This is a genomic window from Streptomyces sp. NPDC058650 (assembly GCF_042717315.1).
Classification (GTDB): Bacteria; Actinomycetota; Actinomycetes; order Streptomycetales; family Streptomycetaceae; genus Streptomyces.
On record NZ_JBHXRL010000031.1, the window covers coordinates 1 to 20,930 of the forward strand.

22 protein-coding genes are annotated in these 20,930 nt (G+C 71.4%); 9 read left to right on the plus strand and 13 right to left on the minus strand.

Going from position 1 to position 20,930, the window contains the following annotated elements; translation table 11 throughout:
• Positions 1–1,140: 1,140 nt before the first annotated feature.
• Both ACFWWU_RS34920 and ACFWWU_RS34925 read left to right on the plus strand, forming a co-directional pair.
• The gene (locus tag ACFWWU_RS34920) at positions 1,141–1,698 is read left to right on the plus strand and encodes a replication/maintenance protein RepL (RefSeq protein WP_384152416.1); all 558 of its coding nucleotides are present in this window, start codon (positions 1,141–1,143) and stop codon (positions 1,696–1,698) included.
• Positions 1,695–2,168, plus strand: a complete 474-nt coding sequence (locus ACFWWU_RS34925; protein WP_384152419.1) for a helix-turn-helix transcriptional regulator — start codon at positions 1,695–1,697, stop codon at positions 2,166–2,168. The genes ACFWWU_RS34920 and ACFWWU_RS34925 overlap by 4 nt, the downstream gene beginning before the upstream one ends.
• A gap of 449 nt (positions 2,169–2,617) precedes the next feature.
• On the opposite strand, the gene ACFWWU_RS34930 is transcribed toward ACFWWU_RS34925, so the two are convergent.
• From ACFWWU_RS34930 to ACFWWU_RS34980, 11 genes are all read right to left on the minus strand, one after another.
• Positions 2,618–3,403 carry a hypothetical protein gene (locus ACFWWU_RS34930; RefSeq protein WP_384152422.1) on the minus strand — a complete coding sequence of 262 codons (786 nt, stop codon included), beginning with the start codon at positions 3,401–3,403 and terminating at the stop codon, positions 2,618–2,620.
• A 199-nt stretch (positions 3,404–3,602) separates the two neighbouring features.
• Positions 3,603–4,166, minus strand: a complete 564-nt coding sequence (locus tag ACFWWU_RS34935; RefSeq protein WP_384152426.1) for a GntR family transcriptional regulator — start codon at positions 4,164–4,166, stop codon at positions 3,603–3,605.
• A 211-nt stretch (positions 4,167–4,377) separates the two neighbouring features.
• A complete protein-coding gene (locus ACFWWU_RS34940; RefSeq protein ID WP_384152429.1) occupies positions 4,378–5,031 on the minus strand; it encodes a GIY-YIG nuclease family protein in 654 nt (217 codons plus the stop codon).
• A 101-nt stretch (positions 5,032–5,132) separates the two neighbouring features.
• A complete protein-coding gene (locus tag ACFWWU_RS34945) occupies positions 5,133–5,666 on the minus strand; it encodes a hypothetical protein (protein ID WP_384152432.1) in 534 nt (177 codons plus the stop codon).
• 138 nt (positions 5,667–5,804) lie between these two features.
• Positions 5,805–6,065, minus strand: coding sequence for a hypothetical protein (locus ACFWWU_RS34950; protein WP_384152434.1), 261 nt, complete (start codon positions 6,063–6,065; stop codon positions 5,805–5,807).
• On the minus strand, positions 6,062–6,367 hold the full coding sequence (locus ACFWWU_RS34955; protein WP_384152664.1) for a DUF6247 family protein: 306 nt from the start codon (positions 6,365–6,367) through the stop codon (positions 6,062–6,064). Before ACFWWU_RS34955 ends, ACFWWU_RS34950 begins: the two co-directional genes overlap by 4 nt.
• A gap of 156 nt (positions 6,368–6,523) precedes the next feature.
• Positions 6,524–6,913 (minus strand): hypothetical protein, encoded by a 390-nt coding sequence (locus ACFWWU_RS34960; protein ID WP_384152437.1) that lies wholly within the window; start codon positions 6,911–6,913, stop codon positions 6,524–6,526.
• Between the two features lie 14 nt (positions 6,914–6,927).
• Positions 6,928–7,482: a telomere-protecting terminal protein Tpg gene (tpg, locus tag ACFWWU_RS34965; RefSeq protein ID WP_384115722.1), complete on the minus strand. Its 555-nt coding sequence runs from the start codon at positions 7,480–7,482 to the stop codon at positions 6,928–6,930.
• Between the two features lie 3 nt (positions 7,483–7,485).
• Positions 7,486–9,618 carry a telomere-associated protein Tap gene (tap, locus tag ACFWWU_RS34970; RefSeq protein WP_384152440.1) on the minus strand — a complete coding sequence of 711 codons (2,133 nt, stop codon included), beginning with the start codon at positions 9,616–9,618 and terminating at the stop codon, positions 7,486–7,488.
• 304 nt (positions 9,619–9,922) lie between these two features.
• Entirely contained in the window at positions 9,923–10,384 is a 462-nt protein-coding gene (locus ACFWWU_RS34975; RefSeq protein WP_384152443.1) for a DUF6166 domain-containing protein, read from the minus strand.
• Positions 10,385–10,434: 50 nt separating this feature from the next.
• Complete coding sequence (locus ACFWWU_RS34980; RefSeq protein WP_384152447.1) at positions 10,435–11,124, minus strand: hypothetical protein; 690 nt, start codon at positions 11,122–11,124, stop codon at positions 10,435–10,437.
• Positions 11,125–11,336: 212 nt separating this feature from the next.
• Here ACFWWU_RS34980 and ACFWWU_RS34985 point away from each other — a divergent pair, with 212 nt between their 5' ends.
• Positions 11,337–11,819 (plus strand): hypothetical protein, encoded by a 483-nt coding sequence (locus tag ACFWWU_RS34985; protein ID WP_384152450.1) that lies wholly within the window; start codon positions 11,337–11,339, stop codon positions 11,817–11,819.
• Positions 11,820–11,833: 14 nt separating this feature from the next.
• On the opposite strand, the gene ACFWWU_RS34990 is transcribed toward ACFWWU_RS34985, so the two are convergent.
• A complete protein-coding gene (locus tag ACFWWU_RS34990; protein WP_384152453.1) occupies positions 11,834–12,100 on the minus strand; it encodes a hypothetical protein in 267 nt (88 codons plus the stop codon).
• A 131-nt stretch (positions 12,101–12,231) separates the two neighbouring features.
• On the opposite strand from ACFWWU_RS34990, the gene ACFWWU_RS34995 reads away from it, so the two are divergent.
• The 3 genes from ACFWWU_RS34995 (at position 12,232) to ACFWWU_RS35005 (ending at position 16,999) form a co-directional block, all read left to right on the plus strand.
• A complete protein-coding gene (locus tag ACFWWU_RS34995) occupies positions 12,232–13,365 on the plus strand; it encodes a hypothetical protein (RefSeq protein WP_384152456.1) in 1,134 nt (377 codons plus the stop codon).
• A 134-nt stretch (positions 13,366–13,499) separates the two neighbouring features.
• Positions 13,500–15,311: a hypothetical protein gene (locus ACFWWU_RS35000; protein ID WP_384152459.1), complete on the plus strand. Its 1,812-nt coding sequence runs from the start codon at positions 13,500–13,502 to the stop codon at positions 15,309–15,311.
• A gap of 149 nt (positions 15,312–15,460) precedes the next feature.
• Entirely contained in the window at positions 15,461–16,999 is a 1,539-nt protein-coding gene (locus ACFWWU_RS35005; RefSeq protein WP_384152462.1) for a hypothetical protein, read from the plus strand.
• Between the two features lie 87 nt (positions 17,000–17,086).
• Here the strand turns inward: ACFWWU_RS35005 and ACFWWU_RS35010 are convergent, their stop codons facing one another.
• Positions 17,087–18,364 (minus strand): hypothetical protein, encoded by a 1,278-nt coding sequence (locus tag ACFWWU_RS35010; RefSeq protein ID WP_384152465.1) that lies wholly within the window; start codon positions 18,362–18,364, stop codon positions 17,087–17,089.
• A 347-nt stretch (positions 18,365–18,711) separates the two neighbouring features.
• On the opposite strand from ACFWWU_RS35010, the gene ACFWWU_RS35015 reads away from it, so the two are divergent.
• The 3 genes from ACFWWU_RS35015 (at position 18,712) to ACFWWU_RS35025 (ending at position 20,895) form a co-directional block, all read left to right on the plus strand.
• A complete protein-coding gene (locus ACFWWU_RS35015; RefSeq protein WP_384152468.1) occupies positions 18,712–19,263 on the plus strand; it encodes a hypothetical protein in 552 nt (183 codons plus the stop codon).
• On the plus strand, positions 19,260–20,279 hold the full coding sequence (locus ACFWWU_RS35020; RefSeq protein ID WP_384152471.1) for a CopG family transcriptional regulator: 1,020 nt from the start codon (positions 19,260–19,262) through the stop codon (positions 20,277–20,279). Before ACFWWU_RS35015 ends, ACFWWU_RS35020 begins: the two co-directional genes overlap by 4 nt.
• A gap of 226 nt (positions 20,280–20,505) precedes the next feature.
• Positions 20,506–20,895, plus strand: coding sequence for a hypothetical protein (locus ACFWWU_RS35025; protein ID WP_384152474.1), 390 nt, complete (start codon positions 20,506–20,508; stop codon positions 20,893–20,895).
• Positions 20,896–20,930 lie beyond the last annotated feature (35 nt).

The window sequence follows — 20,930 nt, forward strand, 5'->3', positions numbered from 1 at the left end:
GAGCGGGATATGCCCCGGCAAGCCGGGGCATAGAGCACGAATTGCGCAAGCGCAATTCGGATTCCGGCGCAAGCGCCGGAATGGAATTCCGCGAGCGGAATTCCTAACGGAATGCAATTCGCGCAAGCGCGAATTGAAGGCGACCGCGCAAGCGCGATCACCGGGGCTGGCTACGGGGGAAGGTGCATCACGCGCGGCACTGTGTAGGGCTTGGGAATCCCAGCCACCACCCCCGCAACGAGAGTGACGGACCATCGGACCGATCGGGCGCCGGCCTCACCGCAGTGACGGGCTCGGCCTCACCGCAGTGACGGGCTCCGCTGCGCTCCACCCTGACCCCTCCCCCACCCTCGAAACCAGCCGCTCACGTTCACCAATACCCCGTCAGCATACACGCCAACCCACAACCGTGGGACGGAATCAGGCGATGCATCACCCGCAAGGGCAAAGACGCATCGGGGCTGATGCATCACGGACCCTAGCTGTGTAGCGTTTGGGTCCTGACCGCGCCACCCTTGCCCCGGCTCAAAAACTCCCGGCAGAATTCAGAATTGCGCGGCCTTGAATGCCTCAGCCACAGAACGGAAGCCCGATATGCGAGAGCTGGAATTCAACGTGCGGAGGTACCTGAGCCGATCGGCCGCCAGGCCGGGCGGCGGAGCCCGCCACCGGCACCGGCCACGCTTCCGTGCTTTTGATCGTCACGGCCGGTACAACCCGAGACTCAGAGCCGCTGCTGCGGCCTACGGTCCGCACCGGTCCCACGGAGCCGCACGCGAAGCCGCCTCAGCCCCGGTCGGGGGCCGACGCGCAGCAGCAGGCGGGCCGCCGGCGGATGGATCCGCGGCCTCCCGTTGCCCGGCCGCCGCCTCGCCGCTGCATGGAGCGGCTGGAGGGCGCAGCGCGGGCCGTAGGGGGCGCGCCTCTAAAGATCAGATAGACGCAAGCCTCTGACCTGCGAAAACGCGCGAGATATATGCAGCCTGAGTGAATGGATCTCGGCCAGAGGGGGCGAGTTGCATTCACGTAGGTGCATAGATCCTTCCTGTCCAGGGACACGCCCGCCGCGTGCATACATCGCCTGCATAACATCGCAGATCTGCTATGTTATGCAGCCCCGACGATCATGGAGGAGAGCCCGTGGCCCAGCCCTTGAGGCGCAGCGCGGAGGCGCCGGCGACCACGCCGCGGCTGGCCCCCGCTCCGCCGCCCGCCGATGCCGTCAACGGCATGGAGTCGGCCCAGCAGCTGGTGAAGAGCCTGGACAGGCTGGCCAAGCGGGGCGGCGCCTTCATCACGAAGGACCCGGTCAAGCCGTACGTCTTCTACGGCAAGGGGCACCTGAGCATGTCCCAGGTGATCGAGGACAACCTGTGGAAGTTCGACCTAAGCGCGATGTCGCGGAACGTCCTGGACTACCTCAAGACGCACCACGACAAGGAGGGCCTGGTGGAGATGACCCAGGGCGCCCTGGCGAAGAAGTACGGCTGCTCGCAGTCGAAGATCTCCCGCGCTGTCGGCCAGCTGAGCCACCACAATTTCACGTGGCGGGAACGGCGTGGGGTGTACCGGCTGAACCCGCTCTACGCTTACCGGTGGGGCAGCGAGAAGCAGCTGCGCCTGGTGAAGTCGCTCAAGAAGACCCTGGTGGAGCACGAGATCACCATTCCGACGGTGAGGAACGAGGCCACGCGATGAGCTCCGCTTCCATTCCTGGTTTCCACAACCCGGAGATCTTCGAGGTCCTGCCGAACGCCTGCCTGTCCCCGACGGCCCGCGACGTCTTCGACGTGCTGACCTCGCGCCAGGAGCCGGGCGGCCTGGTCAAGATCCGCCAGCAGGAACTTGCCGAGCGCCTCGGGCTGACCCAGTCCGTGGTCTCCCGGGCCATCAGCCAGCTGCGCGACAAGGGCATCATCAGCGAGCGGCAGCGCCGCGGCGAGGTCCTCATCCACCCGCTGCTCGCCGGCTACGAGTCGCTGAGCCACATGGTCAACCACCTCAAGGCCCCCGACACGTTCGTGTGGCCGCTGAACTTCCCGACCGGCGACATCCGCCCGCCGCGGGCCCGCGACGCCCGCATCGGGACAGACTTCGACCCGGACCCAGACGGGGGCGAGGACGCCCCGATGCCCGACGCACCGCCCTCCCTGCGACTGGCTGGATGAACCGCGACTCCTGCCCCGCCACTGCCACGGCGCCCACCCCACCGGGGAGGGCGCCTTCGTCGTTCCCGGCAGCCAACGCTGCAGCACGATGGCCGGCCCGCTCGCGGTCCCGGCACCGTGCTGCACCGCGTTGTGCTGCATGCAGCCGCTGCATAGATCTTCTGGCCTGCTGCACGAGCAGCACCCTTGTCCCGCCCGGCCCAGGCAAATGCTGCGCTGCACCCGCGACACCACCCTGCTGCACCCCGACGACCACCACCAGGACGACAGCCACCACCCCCGCTACCCATCGAGCAGCACCCGCTGCACACCACGGCGAGCAGCACGACCAGGAGCAGCGGCATCCCGTTGCCGCAGGCCCTCGCCTCACACCTCACACCCTCACAGCGCGCCTCGCCCACCTGGGGAAACAGGCTGTGTGCCACACAGGAGCAGCCGGGATCGGTGAGCTACAGGACGGTGCCGTACAGGGCGCGGCGGTCGCCGGACATCGCGTAGCGGCGGGCAGCGAGGCCGTTGTCGAGGGCCTCGCCGATCTGCTCGCACAGCGGGGCCAGGACGTCGGCGGCCGTGGTGTCGGACAGGTACGCGGGGGCGACTTCGAGCATCAGCTCCCCGAGCTGGTGGGTGTGGGCGGCGAGGTCGTCGACGACGCGGCGGAGTTCGGCGAGCGCGGGATCCGCCGGCGGATCGGCGGGCGGCGGGGGCGGGGCGGTGCGGAGGTCACGGACGGCCTGGCGGACCACGGCGCGCACGGTGGGCTCATCGAGGGCCTGGAGGCCGCTGTGGGCGAGCGCGGCGAGTCGGTGGGTGATCAACTGCGAGACGGTGTCCGTACGGCCGGAGACGGCGATCAGGGCGCGTTGGGACAGGCCGTAGTCGAGCGCGGCCGCGGCGGCCAGGTCGCTGTCTCGCGTGCGAGACGTCCCGGGGCCGGCGGCGACGGCGTCGTGGATCGCGGCCAGGGCGCGGGCGACGTCGAGCAGCCGGTACGCCTGGGCACGGCTGATGCCGAACTCCGTGGCGCAGTACGCCTCCCACGAGCCGTAGCCGAGTGGCGTCCAGACGCGGGCGACGTGGGCGGCGCGGACCCGGGCGGCGAGATGCGCGACGGAGCGCCGGACGTCGTCCATCGCCTCGCGCAGCCCAGCCGTGACGTCCCGGGCCTGCTCTGCGGTGAGCGGCGGCTGCGCGGGTTCGACGACGTTGTCCTGGTCCTGGTCGCGGGTGCCCATGACTCCATCGTCCTCCGGGCCGGCTGTTGGGACCAGGGGGTGCGGAAGCACGGGCGCGAGCTCCACCTCACAGGCTCACACCCTCACAGCTCACCCCGTCTACCTGGGCAAACGGCCTGTAAGCCTGATAGACCTCACAGGCCGGGGCTGACGTGACACCAGGTGCGTGACACCGGGCCCGGGGCGCGGCCGGGTGCGGCTACGTCGCCTGGGAATCGCCGCCGGTGGGCAGCTCCTGCTCGATCTCCCGCGCCGTCCTCATCAGCTCCAGGGCCTCGCGGCGCAGCTGGCTGGCGCGCTCACGCAGCTGCTTCACGCGCCGGCGCTGCTGCTCGGGGCTGAACGCGTTGACGTACTGCCCGCGCGGCCCGACGAGCAGCCCTTCGGCGATCAGCTGGCGTACGGCGGCCGCGGCCTCCTTGCCACCGATGTCGAAGCGCTGGCCGATGTCGTTGCGGGTCATGAACCGTTCGCCGGGCTCGTAACTGCGGTGGATCGCGGTGCGCAGCAGCCGGTAGGCGCGCTCGGTCGGCGTCGTCGTGCCGACGCTGTAGAGCCGGTAGCCCTCGAACAGGGTCACCATCCCTTCGGCGGCGAGCCTCTCCAGCGCGGAGCAGACCGTGTCCGTCGACAGCCGGAGATCCCCGGCGATCTCGGCCAGCGCGGGCAGATGGGTGCCCGGCTCAGTGCACGAGAGCCGCACCCACCGGCGCACCGCCTGGACGTCGTCGTCGCCCGCCACCACGTTGTCCACCGTCGTCATGTCCGCGCCCCCTGTTCTCCGGTGATCCGGTCTGGGGACCAGCCTGGTGGGCGGCGCGGCGCGGGCGCCAGAAACTTGCCGGGGTTTGCCAGGACCGGGCCTGGGCGCGGTGGATATGGGTGGATACGCGTTGCCGCCCGGGTGGCTACCGGTGGATACGGCCACTCGGGCGGCGGGACTGCCTAGCCCGGCGGCTCTGTTGCTCCGGGCGTCAGCCGCCTGTCGGGTCGGTCGCGCGGGCTACGCTCTGCTCTTCCCGGTGGCTGGTCCGGATATCCAGTCCCAGCTCGGCCAAGGCGTCCATGACGACCCTGGCGGGATCTCCAAGGGCCGTCAGGTCGAACCACTCCCCCCGCACCCGGTAGTCCGCGAACCGCTCGTGCAGCGCGCCTTCGTAGTCGCCCTCCACGTCCAGGAGCGGAAGGAGCCTGGCGTGGTGGCTGGTCTGGAGCTGCGCCATCCGGGACTTGAGGGTGCCGGTGGTCCGCCCGATCTTCGTCTGCGGGGAGTCCTCCACGCCGACGAGGTACGTCCGCACAGTCCGGTGGACCGGGCTTCGGGGTGCTGGCACCGCCAGCTCGTCGGGGCCCGGGAGCGCCTCGTCGTCCTCCACGTCCTCGGGGTTCTGATGCATCACGAGGGCTGTGCTCCCGCCCTGGATGGTCAGGGTCTTGCTGATGGGTGTGCCGTCGGCCCGGAACGTGGTCCGGACGATCTGCATGACGAGGACGGCGCCCTTGTAGCCCAGGGCCTCCAGTTCGGTGTCCGTGGCGAGCCGGGAGGTGACCTCCGTCTCCTCCCGTACGGCTTCGCTCGGTTGGGGCTGTAAGTGGTCACGGCGCGGGTGGCCGGTCGGGTTCTCCATGGCCCGACCCTATGGGCGCCCGCCGACAGGCCGCAGGCCCTGGCCGTGGCCCCCAGCCCGGGGAAGGCGGGGCACGGCGGGGTCGGGTGTGTGGGTGTCGGCTACGGCAGGCAGCGGCCGCGGAGCCGGACTTCGCGGGTGGCTATCCACTCCCTGCGCAGGTAGGCGCGGGCGGAGTCCCGTTCGGCGTCCCGGTCCCCGTCGGTGCGGGGCTGCGGAGGGCGGGAGGTCTTCCCTCCCCCGTGGACGCGGTCATGGGCGACAAGGCGCTCCGCGAGCATGGCCGCGTCGGTGCGTAGCTCCACCGCGGAGTCCACCGGTTCGGGGACGTCGTCGTACGGTTCCTCGCCCGGTAGATACGGGCCCGGTGTGCAGGAGAGGGCCAGGGCGTCCAGGACGGCGCCGGCCTCCAGCAGGTCGTCGCGGGCTTCCATGGCGAGGAGGTTCACCTCGGAGAGGACGGCGTCCTGTCCATGGGTGAGTCGTGCGGTCAGGGCCTCGCGGTCGGACTGGTAGCCGGCCAGCAGGGAGGCGATGAACCGGATGTCCGGCAGGTGCCTGCCGTAGGCGTCTATGGCGGCCTGGGAGGCGTTCCAGGCCGGTAAGCCGCTGGTGTCGTATCCGGGCGCGTGCACGCAGGGGTCCTCTCGGGATTGCCGGGTTATCGGGCGATCTACCAGGGTGGCTACCGGTGGATAGGGCCGTGGCTACGATGCGGAGCACCCCGACCCCGGCAGTTGCGATGCCGGGGTCGGGGCGTTGTCGTCGGGTGGCTACCCGAGCCAGGTGATGGTGAGGACGGACAGCCGGTGCAGGGGCCTGTTCACCCAGTAGGTGAGGGACAGCTGGCCGACGGACGCGTGGCGCACGTCCTGGCCCTCGGGGTCGTCGGCGTTGAACTGCCGGAATCCCCAGGGGTCGGCCGCGGCGGCGTCCAGGACGTCCCACACGGTGTCTTCTGCGTGCTCGGGCAGGGCGTCGAGGACCTTGGCGGCCGGGGCGGAGAAGCGGATCGCGTACGGCTGTGCGGTCACCGGCGCCTGCCGCGGAGCTCCGCCATGTCGATGAAGTCGGTGTCGTCGTAGCCGGAGGCGACGAACGCGTCGACGGCCGGGGCGGAGGCGATGAGGCCCTGCCACTCCTGGACGACCTCGTAGAGCGCGGCGAGGGAGAACGTGCGGCGTGATTCCTCGAGCGCGGCCGCCCACTGCCGCTCGAAGGCCGGCACCCACTGCGCGGCGCGCTGGTCGGCGCGCAGCTGGGCGAGGAGTTCGGCCGGCGCCCCGGGCGCGGGGGCGTACGGCGTGACGGGTGCGTGGTCGGGCTGCGCGCTCATCTGGTCCTCCCGGCGGGTCGTCACCTCACCGTACGCGCGCCGGATCGCCGTGGATGCGGTCATGGGCAGATCCCTCCTACGGGGTGAGCGGCGGCACGAGGGTCGGGCCCCGGCAGTTGCGATGCCGGGGCCCGACCCGTGGTGTGCCGACCGGGGTCAGGCGGCGGGGGTGAGGGTCAGGGTGTAGTGGCGGCCGGTGGCCAGGTGGACGGTGAGGGTGTCGTCGTCGGCGGTGGCGGCCCGGTAGGCGGGGTGGGCCAGGAGCGCGGGGATGACGACGTCGCGCAGCACGTCGGTGGCGGGCCGGTCGGCGGGGGCCGGGCTGCTGGTCGGGTTCTGGAACACCTCGCCGTCGGGGCCGTGCTGGAAGTCGAGCACCCAGGTGCCCCCGGCCGCGGTGAAGACGATGTCGCCCGCCGCGCCAGCGTCGGTGACGTCGCCGGTGCCCGGGTGCGCATCCAGGACGTCGGCCAGGCGCACGGCCTCTTCGTCCACGGCGGTCAGGTGGCTCTTGTCGCGGTCGATGGCCGGGAATTCAGTGGTCATGCATTCGCTCCGATTCAGTATTCGAGATCGAGGTAATCGATGTCGTTGATGGCGACGTCCGACAGTCCCATGGCCCGGCCGCCATTGTCCTGGAAATAGACTTCCTTAAACCCTTCGGCGATGATCCCACGCATCTCCTGGTCGCTGGCCCCAGTTTCGCGGGCGTCGAACAGGCGCTGTGCGTACGTCGCGGGGAGCTTGACGGTGAGGCGGCGGAAGCGGCCGTCGTCCGTCGATCCTTCCGAGGAGTGGTAGCCGAAGCGGGCCCGGGTCTCCACCTTGATGCCGGTGGCGGCGGCCTGCTTGTGTCGGCGCTTGCGCACCTGGGGCTGCCAGCGGGAGCGGACGGCGTTGTCGATTTTCGAGGCGATGTCCTTGGGCGGGTTCTTGCGGGCGCCGCGCCGGTAGCGGTTGACGGAGTCGGCGGTGATGCCGAGTTCCGCCGCCACCGCCTTCGCGGTCCCCAACTGCTTGAGCAGGTAGTTGATGCGGCCCGGGAGCGTCTTGGGCGGCTCGCGGGTGAAGCCCTCCCGGTCGGCCCGCTCGATGGCGTCCTCGATCTCCCCCATCGCCTACTCCCCTTCGTCCATGACGGCGTCGCCGCCCTTGATGTGGCGGGCCGGGTTGAGGCCCTTCTCCATGAGGTCGACCGCCCACAGCATCGACTGGACGCCCTCCAGCTTCGCCAGGCCGGGAGTGGGCCCGAGGCGGAACCCGCCGGGCTGCGGCTTGCCGGACGCGGCGTACGGGAGGAAGTCGAGCGGGCTCTCACCCGGGCTCGGGTAGACGACGCAGTCGGAGAGCACGGCGAGCGGGTAGAGCCCGGTCATCTTCGCCATGTTGTTGAGCTTGCGGTGCATGTTGACCCGGGCCTTGCTGATGACGGCGGCCCGGATGTCGGGGCGCCACGTCGGCCGGGACAGGGCCGGCCACGTCTCGCCCTCGTTGTAGTGCTTGCCCTGGGGGCGCTCGCGGAGCTTGCCGACGCCGCCCTTGACGGTGGCCTTGATGGCGGACAGGACGGCGGCCAGGGCCGGGTCGTTCTGCTTGTGCTGTGCCATCGCGGCGAGGAACTGGCGGTCGTCCAGGTCCTTGGTGACGCCCATGTCGGCGAGGGTGTCGACGTAGGCGTTCTTGAGGCGGTCGTGCCACGGGTCGAGGTAGGCGCCGGTCTCGCGGCGCAGGTACGCCTCGATCGGGTGCACGTCGTGCCCGAGCTCCTGGGCGTAGGCGAGGGTGTGCGTCTGGTACCAGGCCGGGCCGGTCGGGCGGGAGCCGTCCGGAGTGAACGGCGAGGGCAGGCGCGGGTCGAGCTCGATGTGGGAGAGGTCGGCCAGCCAGCTCCCGGGGATCTTCGGGTTGAACGTCGGGGCGTGGAAGTGGTCCGGGGCGCTGAGGCCGACGACCAGGCGGGCCGCGGCGGCGAGGAACGCCGTGTTCAGGTCGAGGCCGACCGCGAAGGGCAGGGTGCACTCCTCATCGGAGAGCGTCTCCACCGACCGCACCCACTGGTACGCCTCCTCGTTCAGGAAGCCGCCGGTCCAGCCGCTGTTGACGACGACGGGGTGTTCCGGGGTGGCCTCCGGCGGCGCCGGGTCCATCGGCTCGGTGCCCAGGCTGCCCGCGTTGTAGCCGGAGACCCAGTTGCCGGTCTCCGGGTCCTGCACGGCCTTGGTGGGCGGGCGCAGCGCGGTCATCAGCTCCAGGCCGGAGACGGCGGTGGAGCCGCGCGGGGTGATGACCCGGGTCGCGTACACGCCCAGGACGCGGGCGATGTCGGCCGGCTCCATCTCGGCAACTCCGGGCCAGGACCGCTCATCGAGGGCGTCCCAGGACAGGATCGCCAGCTGCACGCACTGCCGGTCGCGGCCCTGCGCCTTGCGGTAGATCCGGGCCCACGGGCCGAAGCCCCGCTGGGTGAGCTGCCACTTCGCCTTGGCGACCTGCTTGACGACCGGGTGGTCCTCCGGGAGGCGCAGGGAGCGGCGCTGCTCGTGGCCCTCCAGGCGCTCGGGCAGCCCGAGCTTCACGGCGGCGGCCGCGGTGAGCACGATCAGCGGGTCGGAGTCCTTGCCGTACCGGTTGAGCTTCGGCGCGCCGAGACCGGACTCGCGCAGCGTCCACTCCACCAGCTCCGGCACCGTAGTCGCCGGGCAGTCCAGCACGACGCCGCCCACGGCGTAAGCGGAGCCGTCGCCGTCCAGGACGGCGAGCGGGCCGTGCGGGAAGCGCGGGTCGACGGCGGGTGCGGCGGCCTTCTTCGCAGCCGGACGCCGGGACGACGTCGCCGCCCGTCCGGCCGGACGGGCGAAATGCTCCGGCCCGGCCGGGGCGGCGGGGGCCTGTACCGGGGCGGCCGTGTCGGCGGGCTCGGACACGGCCGGGCCGGTGAACGTGTCCGGCACCGGGGCGGCCTGCGGCGCGGCCACGGGGGCCGGGGCGGCGGGAGCTCCGTGGGCGGGGTACTTCGCCGCCCACCCGTTCAGCAGCCGCTGGTACGCCTCCAGGCGCGGCGGCTTCGGCTCGCTCCTGCCGTTCTCGTAGTTCTTGACCGTCTGCGTCGACGTCTTGAGCGCGACCGCGAGGCGGGCCTGGGTGATGCCGGCGGCCTCACGCAGCCGGGCGCGCTCCGCCGGGGGCGGGAGCTGCGGCTCCTCCGCCAGCAGGGCGTCGATGTTCGCGAAAAGCTCTTCCTCGGATGCCATGTGGATCTCCTTTCGTGCCCTCACCCTAGCACTGTTTACCCAATTCTTTAGCCCGTTTTTTAACCCGATCGGATTGATTCGGAGGGTGGGGGGTGGACATGCAAGAAGGCCGCCCGGCGGATGCCGGACGGCCTTCTTGAAGTCTGACCCCTGGGTGTGTGGCCTGCCCCTTTCAGGGCTACCAGGGACGAATCCAGGGTCTTCGTCGCCCAGTGTACCTACCTCCGCTCACAGCTCACAGGGTCACGCCGCAGCGCTCCCACCTGGGGGAACGCCGTGTGAGGCTCCCAGGTGCAGCCAGTCGTCACAGGCTGCTGCTGAACAGTTCAGGAAGGTCAACCAGGGCAGCGGGGAGATCCTTGGCACCCTGCTGCGCGTACCAGCCGCGGCACCAGCGCAGGACGCCGGGGCGGCTGAGCCGCCACTCCGAGCAGCACTGGACCAGCACATCGGAGGCGAAGTCGACGCCCAGCGCCTGGAGGACCGGGTCGACCGGCCCCCCTTCGAACCCGCAGCCCCAGGGAACGCCGAGGCCCAAAGCGTCGGCGAGGATCGCGTTGGCGGCCCTGCCGGGGCCGGACCCGCTGTATCCCCAGTCGAACCCTCCCAGGGCCTCCGCGTCCCTCGGGGCGAGCTCGTACAGGACGAGGTCGTCGACCTGCCGCTCGGTGGGCCCCAGCTTCCTCTTCTCCACCAGGATCCGGCACTGCCAGTCGTCATCCCCGACCGGCCGCACACCGTGGTAGATGCGGTCCTGCTCCGTCATGGTCTCCCCTTCTCTTGCTGATCCTGCCCGTACACCGGCTCTGCCGGACGTCAGGTGAGTGGCACCCAGCCGAGGTAGATGTGGCCGGCGGCCCCGTAGCGCAGGATGTCGTTGGGGCCGGTCATGGAGGTCGGCTCGCACGCGGTGGAGATGCCCAGCAACAGTCCGCCCAGCGCGCGGGTCGCCTTGACGGTGTCGAGGTTCGCCGATGACGACCACTGGCCGTCCAGGCCGGCGTCGATGTGGATGGTGGAGCCGGTCAGCTTGGCGCGGGGCGGAGTCTGGTCGGCCACCCACTTGTCGACGATCAGCTCGCGGCCCATCGGGCGGAACCCGCGGGCCCGCCAGTACCGTTCGGTGTTCACACTCCAGCCGTCGCCGCCGTCCTGGTCCAGGTGCACCGTCTCCAGGTGCGGACAGACGATGAACGTCGCCCGCGGAGCGCGGTCACCCTCTTCGTCCATCGGCAGGGTGAAGAACCGGCTGGTCCACGACACGTGCGCGCCGACCATGACCGTGCGCAGCCCGTACCAGCCCGAGGGGCGACAGTCCTGGTGGTTGAGGGACGCGCTCAGGAACGGGCCGCAGTCGTCGACGGCGAGCGCGGGCGTCTGGTCACCGAGCGGCGCCCCGCAGGTCTGGCAGTCCCGCTTGTGCAGGTTGAGCGCCACCTCCATGCGGGCCTGCTCCGACAGGCGGGACATGATCTCGTCCGAGACCAACAACTCGGTCACTGCCACCGGCTCAACTCCCCTGCCACCAGGCCGCCCGTCGCGCCCGCTGTCGCAGATCATGGAGCGGGCGCAGCCCCGCCACATCCGCAATGGCCCGGCGTGCCCGGTTCATCGCGAGCATTGGCCGAGAAGGCTCTGTTGCTGCGGCCGGACCGCCGCCCAACCAGCCGTGCCGGTACGGTGCCCGGGACAACGGCGGCAGCAGGAGTGGGTGGAACGTGACGGCAGGACCGGTTCGACGGCGCGGAGATGTGCTCGGCTTCGGCCTGGCGGTCGTGCTCTTCCTGCCCGGGATCGCCTACCTCGGGATCCACAACGGGCACGACTTCATCGAGAACGACTTCTTCGCCTTCATGTACTGCGTGGCCTGCGTGAGCTTCGCGTCGGTCCCCCTGCTGGGGTGGCGCATGGGCGGCCGCTGGCACGCGGACCCGGGCTTCGGCCGGATCACCTGGTTTCCGTGGCTGTTCACGACCGGGCAGGGCATGGCCTACAGCGGTCAGCGCACCGACTCCAACCTCTTCGTCCTGGCTCTCGGCTGGGGCGCGTTCATGGGCGCCGGCATCGTCGCCATGTACTACCTCGGGCACGCGCTCTGGCTGAACGACCAGGAGCGCACCGCCGCATGCGACGCCGACAAGACCCTGGCCGCAGAGCAGACCGGGCAGCGGGAGCCCAGCGATCCGGAGGCCGGTGCCTGAACGCCGCACGGCGTTCAGTCGGCAGCGCGCTGTTCGTCGTCCAGGTGGGCCATCGCGTAGCCGTGCTCGTCGGGATGGCGGGCGAGCCGGGCCATTACCCACGCGGTCCTCGCGTCCATCCCCGCACCGAAGTCGGTGGCCAGGCGCCGCGCCTGCCACGTCGTACGCGGGGCGAGCACCCACCGCGCGAGCGAGAAACGGACCCTGCCGGTGCCGGCCGTCGTCGGACCTGCCCCGTCCGGAGCATCAGCGGAGGGCAGAGGAGCATGGGGATCGGACACGAGCGTGAGTCTGGCGTCGGCCTTGATCACAGCGGGTGGCTGTCGGCAGAGATCACCGGAACGGGTCTGTGCGGCACCGTGGTTGACGCCCACGCCGTCACGGCTGCCGTCTACGGGGGAGAATCCCGATCATGCCGAAGACTGCCGCACCCCCAGCGTCGGCGGCGTCCTTCCTGCTGACCATCCCGCAGGGGCACGCCGCACGCCTCCTTCTCTCCTTCACCGCCGCCCTGCCGCTGTCCTCACCCGACGCCCAGCTGCTCGCCGCGGTCATCGCCGTCAGGACCGCGTGGGGCGGCACAGGCCAGATCCGGGGCGCAGCGGTGCGGGCACTGCGGCTGGACGATGCGGACGGGGCCGTCGCTGAGCTGCGCGCTCTGGGCTGGCAGGTTCCCGACGAGCTCCTGGACCAGAACGCCGACGCCCCGGCACTGCTGACGGTGCCGGCCCTGGCGGCCGGAACGGACGACCACCCGCTTCCCCTCGCCAAGGAACCGCAGTCGCGGGTGTCCGGCTGGATCGTGCGCACCCTGTCCGCCCCGCTGGTCGCCCAATGCCCGCCGGCTGTCCGGCTCGCCGCGCTGTTCCTGACAGGCCACGCTTCCGCCCACCTGAACGGCACGCTGCCCCACGATCTGCCGCACACCTGCCGCGAGAAGATGCCCGCCCTGGCGACGGACGGATTCCTCACCCACCTCGAAGGCGACCGGTACCGCCTCGACCCCTCCATGCGGCACCTCACCGGACGACTCCCCCACCGGGCCGACCCGGACGACTCCCCGCCGCGCAAGGGCCCGTGGAAGGTACCCCGGCACGCCCGGACCACCAAGGCGGAATGGGCGCAGTGGAAGCAGGCAGCCCGCCCGACGGTGCGCCAGAACGCCCAAGCGGTCGAACACTGCGCCGTGTGCCGCCTCCCCCGCCTCCAGGTGGCGGCAGCGTTCACAGAAACCCGGCACACCGACCAGACACCGCGGCACGTACGCGACGCGTACGACACCTGGACGAAGGGGCATCCCGGCCACGGCCTGCAAGCCGCGCAGGCCACCGCCGTGTTCCGGACCAGGCACGGACACGGCCCCTCGTACGGCCAGCTCTGCTCCGGCCTGGGCTGGCCGCCGAAGCTGCGCGGCATCATCGTCCAGCAACTCCTGGCCGACGGGTGGCTGGCAGAGATCCCGTCCGTGCCGTGGACCCTGCAGCCCGGGGACACCGCTGCCGCCCACGGAGTCCTTCTGCAGCCCCGCGCCGCGACAGCCGACTGACCAGGACCCGGTTCGGCGCCAAGGGCGAAGAACTTCGCGGATCGCGCCCCGCCCGGACCGGGGAGCGCCGTACGGTCGTTCCACGGATGGCGACCGGGCGGTGACGCCGGGTCAGGCGTGAGAGGGATCCGGGGATGGTCAATGCCCGTACGTACCCGTTGTGGCGGGACCTCGCGATGAGCGAGGACCTCCCCAAGGAAGCCCTCAAGACGGTGATCGAAGCACTGTGCGCCCCGGCGATGTGTTCGGACGGCTTCGACTCCCGCGCTGATCAGTGGCGGGAGGAAGCCCTCAAGACGGCGTTGCCGGCGCTGCTGGCCCGGACCTCCGCCAAGCGGCTGCGGGGCCGGCTCCTGGTCCACGGCGACGAGAAGCTGCTGGCCGCCTTGGCGGCCGAAGGCACGGTGACCGCCGACGACGTGCCCGCCATCCTGCGACACCGCCGCCTGTGGGCCGGGCTGGTCGCCGCTCTGGCCCGCCACCCCGGCCAGGTCGAGGCCGCGGTCGCGCTCCTGCCGCGCCTCGCCGACCACGAGGTGGAACGCGTCGTGCGGGACTTCGACCCCGACCACTACTCCCGCACCGAAGGGGACACGCCGCCCCCGCCCGTGCCGCAGGCCCTGTTCGACGCCGTCCTCGAGGCGTGCCTGACCCCGCTCGCCGCGTACCTGCTCCACCCCGAGCCCGAAGAGGGCTGGGAGGCCGTGTCCGCGTACGCGAAGGACTGGTCGCTGGAACTGGGAGGCCGCAACGGCTGGGCGATGCTGGCCCGGTGTCCCGAGCGGTGGGCGGAGCTCACCGCGCACCCCACGCTCGGGGCGGCCGTCCAGCACCTGCTCCTGGACCAGGCCGAGGTCCAGGCCGCGGAGGACGCCCGGACCCACGCCGCCGGTTACCTGCCCGGCGAGGACGACCCCGGCGAAGACCTCCCCGCCGACGAGCCGGCCCCCGCGCTCAGCGAGGATCTGCTGCGGGCGTGCCTGCCCGCGTTGTGCCTGCCCGAGTTGGCCAACCTGCCCAACCCGCAGGTGACGGCCCGCAGGACCCTGCACCACATCGCCCGCCGCGTCGACAGCAACCCGCGCGTGGTCGGCCTCGCCGCCGAGCAGCTGCACGCGGCCGCCGACGCGGCGGTAGTCCGCGGCCAGCTGCTCCACCCGTCCGACAAGCAGGAGAACGACTACGAGTTCGACGGGCGGGTGCGGCGCCTCGCCGAGGACCTGGCCCTCCTCAGTGCCAACCCCGACCACCTCGCGGGCGCCTGTGCCCAGCTCGCTGCCCTGGACCAGCCGGCCGTCGTCTCCCCCGCGCCGAGCCGGACCCTGATCCGCGTCGTCGACGACAGCCTCCCCGCCGATTACGACCGTCCGGCCCGGCTCCTGGAACGCCACTCCGAGCACCGCCGCGCCGAGACCCTGGCCGCGCTCGCCGCCAACCCGCGCACCCCGCACGCCGCCGTCACCGACGCTCTGAACGCGCTGCACCCCGCCGAGCTGGCCTGGATCGCCGAGAAGGTCGAAGGCCCCGCCTGGTTCCGGGAGGCGGCGGCTGCCGTCCCGGCCCCCGAGGACGAAGACGACGGTGTGCTGCGGCTGCTGAGCGACGACGAACTCGCCCACCACCCCGACCCTGCCGCCGTCCTGCAGTCCTGGCTCGACTCCCCCGCCGCCGGCGAAATCCTCTCCCGCTCCGAGGTCTACCGGGCCCTGGTCAAATCCCGGCACCACACCCTGGAGCACCTGCGCCAGATCCCCGCCGATGAGGTCCTCGCCCGCCAGGAACCCGAGATCGCGCTGAAGATCCTGCTGAAGCACTGCGGGCGCAGCACCGGCCGGTGGGAAGCCCTCGCCGCCGCCATGACCTTCCAGTACGACGAAACCAAGCCCACCTTCGGCGAACTCCTCGACTCCCTGGACGGCACACCCGCGACTACGCAGGGCACCTGACCTTCGCAATTCACGCCGTTCGCACAGGGCGAGTTCAGCAGCCTTCAACCTCCGCGCCCCAATACGGTGTCCACGCCGCCCGCACGCCGCCGCCCGGCGCGCGGCGGGGGCGGCGAATATCGGAGATACAGGGCGGGAGGGAGACCGGGATGACGCAGGCCGCGGTGAGCGAGCTGGACGAACGGGTGCCGGGACGTCGTTGGACGGTGCGTCTGGACGCCGCCGGCCGGGGCAGTACGGCGGTGCGTATCTCGTGCAGCCGGCCCGCCTGTGCCGAGCAGCGTCTGCCGTCCGCGGCCGCCGGGCGTGCGGCTGCGGTCGCTCACATCAAGGCCCACCTGCGCAGCGTCCCCGCCCCTAGAGCCACGGCGTACTGCGCGTGTCGGCTGGCGGACTGCCACACCCATCTGCCCGACACCGGCCGTCCGCGTACGGAACCCTGGCGGTGCGGCGGTCCGGTCGTCCTGGCCGTGGTCACCGACCGGGAAGGCCGCTGGTGGCAGGTGATGGAGTGCTGCTCCCGATGCGCGGCCGCTACCCCCGGAGCGAAGACCGCGGCCACCTCGCAGCCACCCACGGCCGCAGATCCCCCGGCCACGGCCCCGGCCGGGGGTACGGCCCCGGCAGCGGGTGCGGGTACGGGGGCGCCGCAGTTCTCCGACGACGACCACGGCCTGGTCCCGGTTCCCCGCGCCGCACCGGCGCGGCGCCGTCCACCACAGGTGAAGGTCGCCCAGCGGGTCATCCCCCACGATCTGCGGCCCGTCGTCCTGCGGGACGAACTGATCGAGCTCGGCAATCTCTTCCGCGCCTACCAGCAGCGCGACCAGCCCGACCTGGAGCTGCTTGCCGACCTCCAGGAACGCAAGGCCCGCGCCTTCACCAGCTGGGCCGACGTCACCAGCGAGGGGCCCCTGCGGTGGGAGGCCCGGCGCGCCGAGCAGGCCGCGGCCACCGCCCGTCTCCAGGACCAGCAGCGCACCGGCGGCATCACCGGAGGCGACGGGACGGCCGTGACCCGGTTGCTGACCGTCCCGGCGCAGTGGGAGCACGCACGCTCCGTCCTCGCGTACGTAGCCGACCACACCCCGCTGCCCGGACCCGACGCACGGCTGCTGGTGCTGATGCTGACCCTGCGCACCGCGCACACCGGCACTGGCAATCTCGTCGGCCAGGACCTCACCGCGCTGGGCCTGACCGATCCGCAAGACCTGGTCGAGAAGCTGACCGGCTGCGGCTGGCTGTCTCTCCCCGGCACCGCCGGCGACCTGCTCGCCTCCCGGCCGGAGAACGCCACCCCGATCACCGTCCCCTCCCTCGCGCCCCGCGAGGACGGGACGGGCCCATTCACGTTCGGCAAGAAGATGCGGCCCAAGCTCTCCGGCTGGGCACAGAAGGTGATCTCGGACAAGAAACTCCGCAAGGCCAAGGCCACCGCCGCAACCCGGCTGCTCGCCCTGACGCTGGCCGCCCAGACCGACGCCTCGGGACGTCTCGGTCCCGGTGGCCAGGGCATCGCCCTGACCGCTCTCGCCGCCTGGGTGCCGGCCGATCCTGGTGAGCTGCAGCAGTTGGTCGACCAGCTGACGGAAGCGGACTGGCTCACCGACGCCGCCCTCACCGATACCCACCTCACCGGGCAGCTGACCGAACGCGTCCTCCCGCTCACCTGCCCCCTCCGGGCGTGAGGCAGCAGCCGTCCGAGTGAGCCCGCGACGGAGTCGTTTCCTGGTCCGCCCTCGGCCCGGCGTGAAGGTGGTGTCAGCGCTCGTGGGTCACCCGTCGCACAGTGCTTCGAGTTCTGCCCGGGTCAGGGTGAAAGGAGGAGTGCGGCCCTTCCAGCCCTGTTCGACGGCGTGCCGCAGGCCGGCCGACGGCAGTTGTCCGTCGTAGCCGGGGGCGGTATGGGTGATGTCGTCCAGGAGCAGGCCGATGAGCCTGGCCAGCGCGACCGGGCCGCCGCCTGCGTACCCGTAGGTGTAGCCGCCGCCGATCTGCGGTGCGGGAAACACCGTCCCGTCCTGGGTGGTCACCCATACCGAGTTGTGGCCGCGGCCGATGGTCAGCGCGGCAAGCGGTGAGTGCGCCGGCAGCCGCTGCGGGGCGACGGTCTCGATGACGTCGCCGGTCCGCACGGCGGGCATGTCGGTCACCGGGTCGACGAGGATGTCCCGTTCCTGGTCGTCGCCGAGGTACGTGGCGAGCGCGATACGAGGGCTGGCCTGCAGCCGGGATGCCCACCGCCCGGCCTCGACGCAGGAGGACGGGTCCACGGTGACCTTGCACGAGCCGGGAAAGTACCGGGTGGCGCCCAGGACGTGTCCCAGGCGGGCGCATTCGGTGGCGAGGACGTCGGTGCGGTGCAGGATGCTCCTCCAGCCATCACGCAGGATCTCCTCGGCGACCGGCTGCGGCGGGTGCGGCATGACGGGGCGGGCGGCCACCGCGATGGACGCGATGCCGTCGCTGGCGTCGACGTACTCGGCGATCTCCTTGTGTGCGGAGTCCGCGCAGTTCCACAGGGCGCGCCGTGCGACCTCGAGCGCGGCCGCGGCCGCGTGGGAGCCGTCGGGTTCCTCCGCGGCCAGGCGCAGCAGCGGCGCCGGGTCCGGAGTGACGACGGCCGGCACGTGCACGGTGGGCGCGCCGGGCTTCCAGGCCATCATCAGCTCGGGGTCGCGCAGATTCGAATGCCAGTAGGGGGCGGGCATGCCGAGCACCCGCTCCAGGCGGTGCCAGGTGGTGCCGTAGTGCTTGTCCGGGCCGGCGGCGTCGATCACCTCCAGGCTCGGTCCGTCAGGAGGGCCGTAGTCCGGTTCGACCACGGCCAGGGCCACGGCGTCCTGAGCCAGCTCGCGCAGCAGGGTGAGGCCCGGGAACGTCATTCCCATCTCGCCGACAACCCCGTGGGCGAGCACGACGATCCCGAACTCCGTCTCCCACCGGTACAGCACCCAGTCTTGGCGCCGTTGCGCTCCCAGGAATTGGGACGGCCTGGTCGCCACCGCGTTCCACAACAGCCGCGTCGCGCTCCCGGAACGTTTGAACACCACGAACCCTGGCCTCCTGACTCCGCCCGGTGACTCGATACCGAAGCACCATCCAAGCCCAGTCGGCCGTCGTGCGTGGTCAGAACCAGCGGAATACCGAGGGAGAGCCCCTGGGAGGGTCTGCCGGGTGCGCGTGCTCGGACTGCGCGTGCCGGTCGTCGGGGGCGCGGCGTCGCCGGTCAGCTCCTCGGCGTGGGCTCGGTGCCAAGCCGGAGGTCAGTCATCGAGCGCTTCAATCCGGCCACTCCCGGCGAAGTCACGGCGCGGGGCGGCCGGTGGCCGGTACGGTCGACCGGTTTCGCAGCTGCCAGGCGCGCGGGGTGTCCCGTGGTCGCCGAGGAGGGGGACGGGTGGCCGAGCTTCACGAGGAGATAGCCCAGGAGGTCACGGGGTTGCAGGCCGAGATCACTGCGGCGCTCCAGGGTCTCGACAGCTTGGACGAGGACGATCCGCAGTACGCGGCCGCCTTCGCACGCCTGGTGCAGGCAGGCAACGCGCTGCTCACGTACGAGACGAAGGTGCCGGCCAGGTTGGAGCAGCCCCACCTCGAGGTGAGCACCAAGTCGTTCACGGTGGCGCTGTGGGCCCACGCGGCGTGTGCGGTGTTGCTGGGCGTGGCCTCGGGGTTCGGCTGGATCAGCGGCGGGTGGTCGCTCCTGGCGGTGGTGCAGCTGATCGGGACCTCCGCGTTCTACACGGCCGGCAACAAGCCCCTGCCGGGCAAGCACCGACAGCTGCGGCACGCCGCCGCCGCGCTGGGCGTCGCCAGCGTGGCGGTGCCGCTGCTCGCCTTCGGGGTGCTGCCGTGGTGGGTGTGGCTCTTGCCGTTGCTGTGCTGGGCCGGCGCCTACGGCCTGGCCAGCGAAGCAAGCCGGGACGGCGCGAGGAAGGCGAAGGCGTGAGCGGATACGACTCCCTGGACCTGGGCGAGGAGCAGCGCCGCCGCATCGACGCGCTCAAGCGCAGCCAGGACACCTTCGAACGCAACACCGACTACGCCATCTCGAACCTCACGTCGAAGCTGTCGGACATCGAGGAGACGGTGGAGCGCCTGGAGGATGGTGAGCGCAGCACCGCGCGGCGCTTCGAGACCCTTGAGTCGGAGCTGCAGGAAGCCAAGGAGACGGCCGAAGCCCGCTCTGACGAGCTGGAGGAGTCGATCTCCGCGACGGAGACGGGGCTGGAGCGGCTGACCACGCGGGTGAGCGCGCTGGAGCGTCACCTGCGGCAGGCCGAAGGCGCCGTCGTCGTCGACCTGGACGTCGACCGCGGAGGAAAGCTGAGAGGTCTCGGTCTCGCCGTCGACGAGGGGCTCGCCGCCGAGGAAGCGCTCCTGCCGACCCACCAGCGCAACGTCCTCCAGCTACGGATCACCCACTACCAACAGGCGCGGCAGGCGCTGGCCGGCCACCGCTCCACCGTCCGTGAAGCCGCGGCCGTACTGGCCTCCACCCCGGCCGGCGACCCACGCCGCAAAAAGGCCGAGCAGGCGTTCACCAAGGCCGCCGCCGAGGCCCAGAAGGGCCAGGAACGGATCGGGCGACTGGCCGAGAGCGCTCAGGGCGCCCAAGCCGAGCAGGCCGCGGACAACGCCCGCCGCGCAAGGTCGGCAGGTGTCATCGAGGCCGGCCAACGAGCACGCACCCAACTGCGGGTACGCCTGCGCAGCCGGCTGTCCGACGCGCTCACCGGCACCGACCTGCTGCCCGTGTGGTTCACGACGGCGCTCGGACCCATGGCACCCCCACGCCGCGCGGAGGAATGGCTGGAGACCGCCCTGGACGTCCTGGCCTACCGAGTGACCTACCAGGTCACCGATCCCGTCCTCGCCCTCGGCAGCGCACCCGACGCGAGCCAAGCCCCCCGCCGAGCCGCGCGGTTCAACGAGCTGAAACGGAACCTGCGCGACTGGGGATAGCCACGCCCTCTCGGTGCCGCCCAGCGGACATCTTCTTTACGTCGTAAAGAGGGCTCCTCCGGCGAACCGTTTCCACTGGAAACGGCACAGCGCCACGTTGGCCCGGCGACGCAGCGGTCTCTTCTACTTCGTCGATGATCAGCCACTGCAAGCCAGAAACGCTGGGGCCAGGACATCTTGGCCCGTTCGGCTGCCAACCGCCTGCCAGCCTGGGCAGGATGCGGAAATGACCTTCACCTGGAAGACCCCGCCGTGGGAACGGCACGAGGACTGTACGCACATGGCGGTCACGCTCGTCCACACCGGCGGCGGGAACATCGCTACCTCCGCCACAAGCCTGCGGGGCAACGATGCCACCGAGGCGCTCGCTGACTTCCTCATGGGGGACCCGGGCGGCCGAGCGGCGGCGTCGATGCCCGGACTCGTGGCTGTGGTCGTCCGGCGCGGCATCGACGTGATGTGGATGGCCCAGCCGCCCATCCAAGTCAGCTCCTCGGACTCGGGCGAGTGGACCCTCGCCGTCCACGGCGTGGACGAGGCCGACGTGACCGCCTTCTCCTCCGACCAGGTCCAGGAACTCCTCGCCCAGCTGCAGGCTCAATACGGCCGCACCTAAGGCGGCGCCGCCATACTGCGGTTCGAGTGCCTGGG

Coding starts and splice junctions, on each gene's coding strand:
- ACFWWU_RS34925 (WP_384152419.1), top strand. CDS start 1,695: ATGAGCTCCGCTTCCATTCCTGGTTTCCACAACCCGGAGATCTTCGAG.
- ACFWWU_RS34930 (WP_384152422.1), bottom strand. CDS start 3,403: ATGGGCACCCGCGACCAGGACCAGGACAACGTCGTCGAACCCGCGCAG.
- ACFWWU_RS34935 (WP_384152426.1), bottom strand. CDS start 4,166: ATGACGACGGTGGACAACGTGGTGGCGGGCGACGACGACGTCCAGGCG.
- ACFWWU_RS34940 (WP_384152429.1), bottom strand. CDS start 5,031: ATGGAGAACCCGACCGGCCACCCGCGCCGTGACCACTTACAGCCCCAA.
- ACFWWU_RS34955 (WP_384152664.1), bottom strand. CDS start 6,367: ATGAGCGCGCAGCCCGACCACGCACCCGTCACGCCGTACGCCCCCGCG.
- ACFWWU_RS34960 (WP_384152437.1), bottom strand. CDS start 6,913: ATGACCACTGAATTCCCGGCCATCGACCGCGACAAGAGCCACCTGACC.
- tpg (WP_384115722.1), bottom strand. CDS start 7,482: ATGGGGGAGATCGAGGACGCCATCGAGCGGGCCGACCGGGAGGGCTTC.
- tap (WP_384152440.1), bottom strand. CDS start 9,618: ATGGCATCCGAGGAAGAGCTTTTCGCGAACATCGACGCCCTGCTGGCG.
- ACFWWU_RS34975 (WP_384152443.1), bottom strand. CDS start 10,384: ATGACGGAGCAGGACCGCATCTACCACGGTGTGCGGCCGGTCGGGGAT.
- ACFWWU_RS34995 (WP_384152456.1), top strand. CDS start 12,232: ATGCCGAAGACTGCCGCACCCCCAGCGTCGGCGGCGTCCTTCCTGCTG.
- ACFWWU_RS35000 (WP_384152459.1), top strand. CDS start 13,500: ATGGTCAATGCCCGTACGTACCCGTTGTGGCGGGACCTCGCGATGAGC.
- ACFWWU_RS35005 (WP_384152462.1), top strand. CDS start 15,461: ATGACGCAGGCCGCGGTGAGCGAGCTGGACGAACGGGTGCCGGGACGT.
- ACFWWU_RS35025 (WP_384152474.1), top strand. CDS start 20,506: ATGACCTTCACCTGGAAGACCCCGCCGTGGGAACGGCACGAGGACTGT.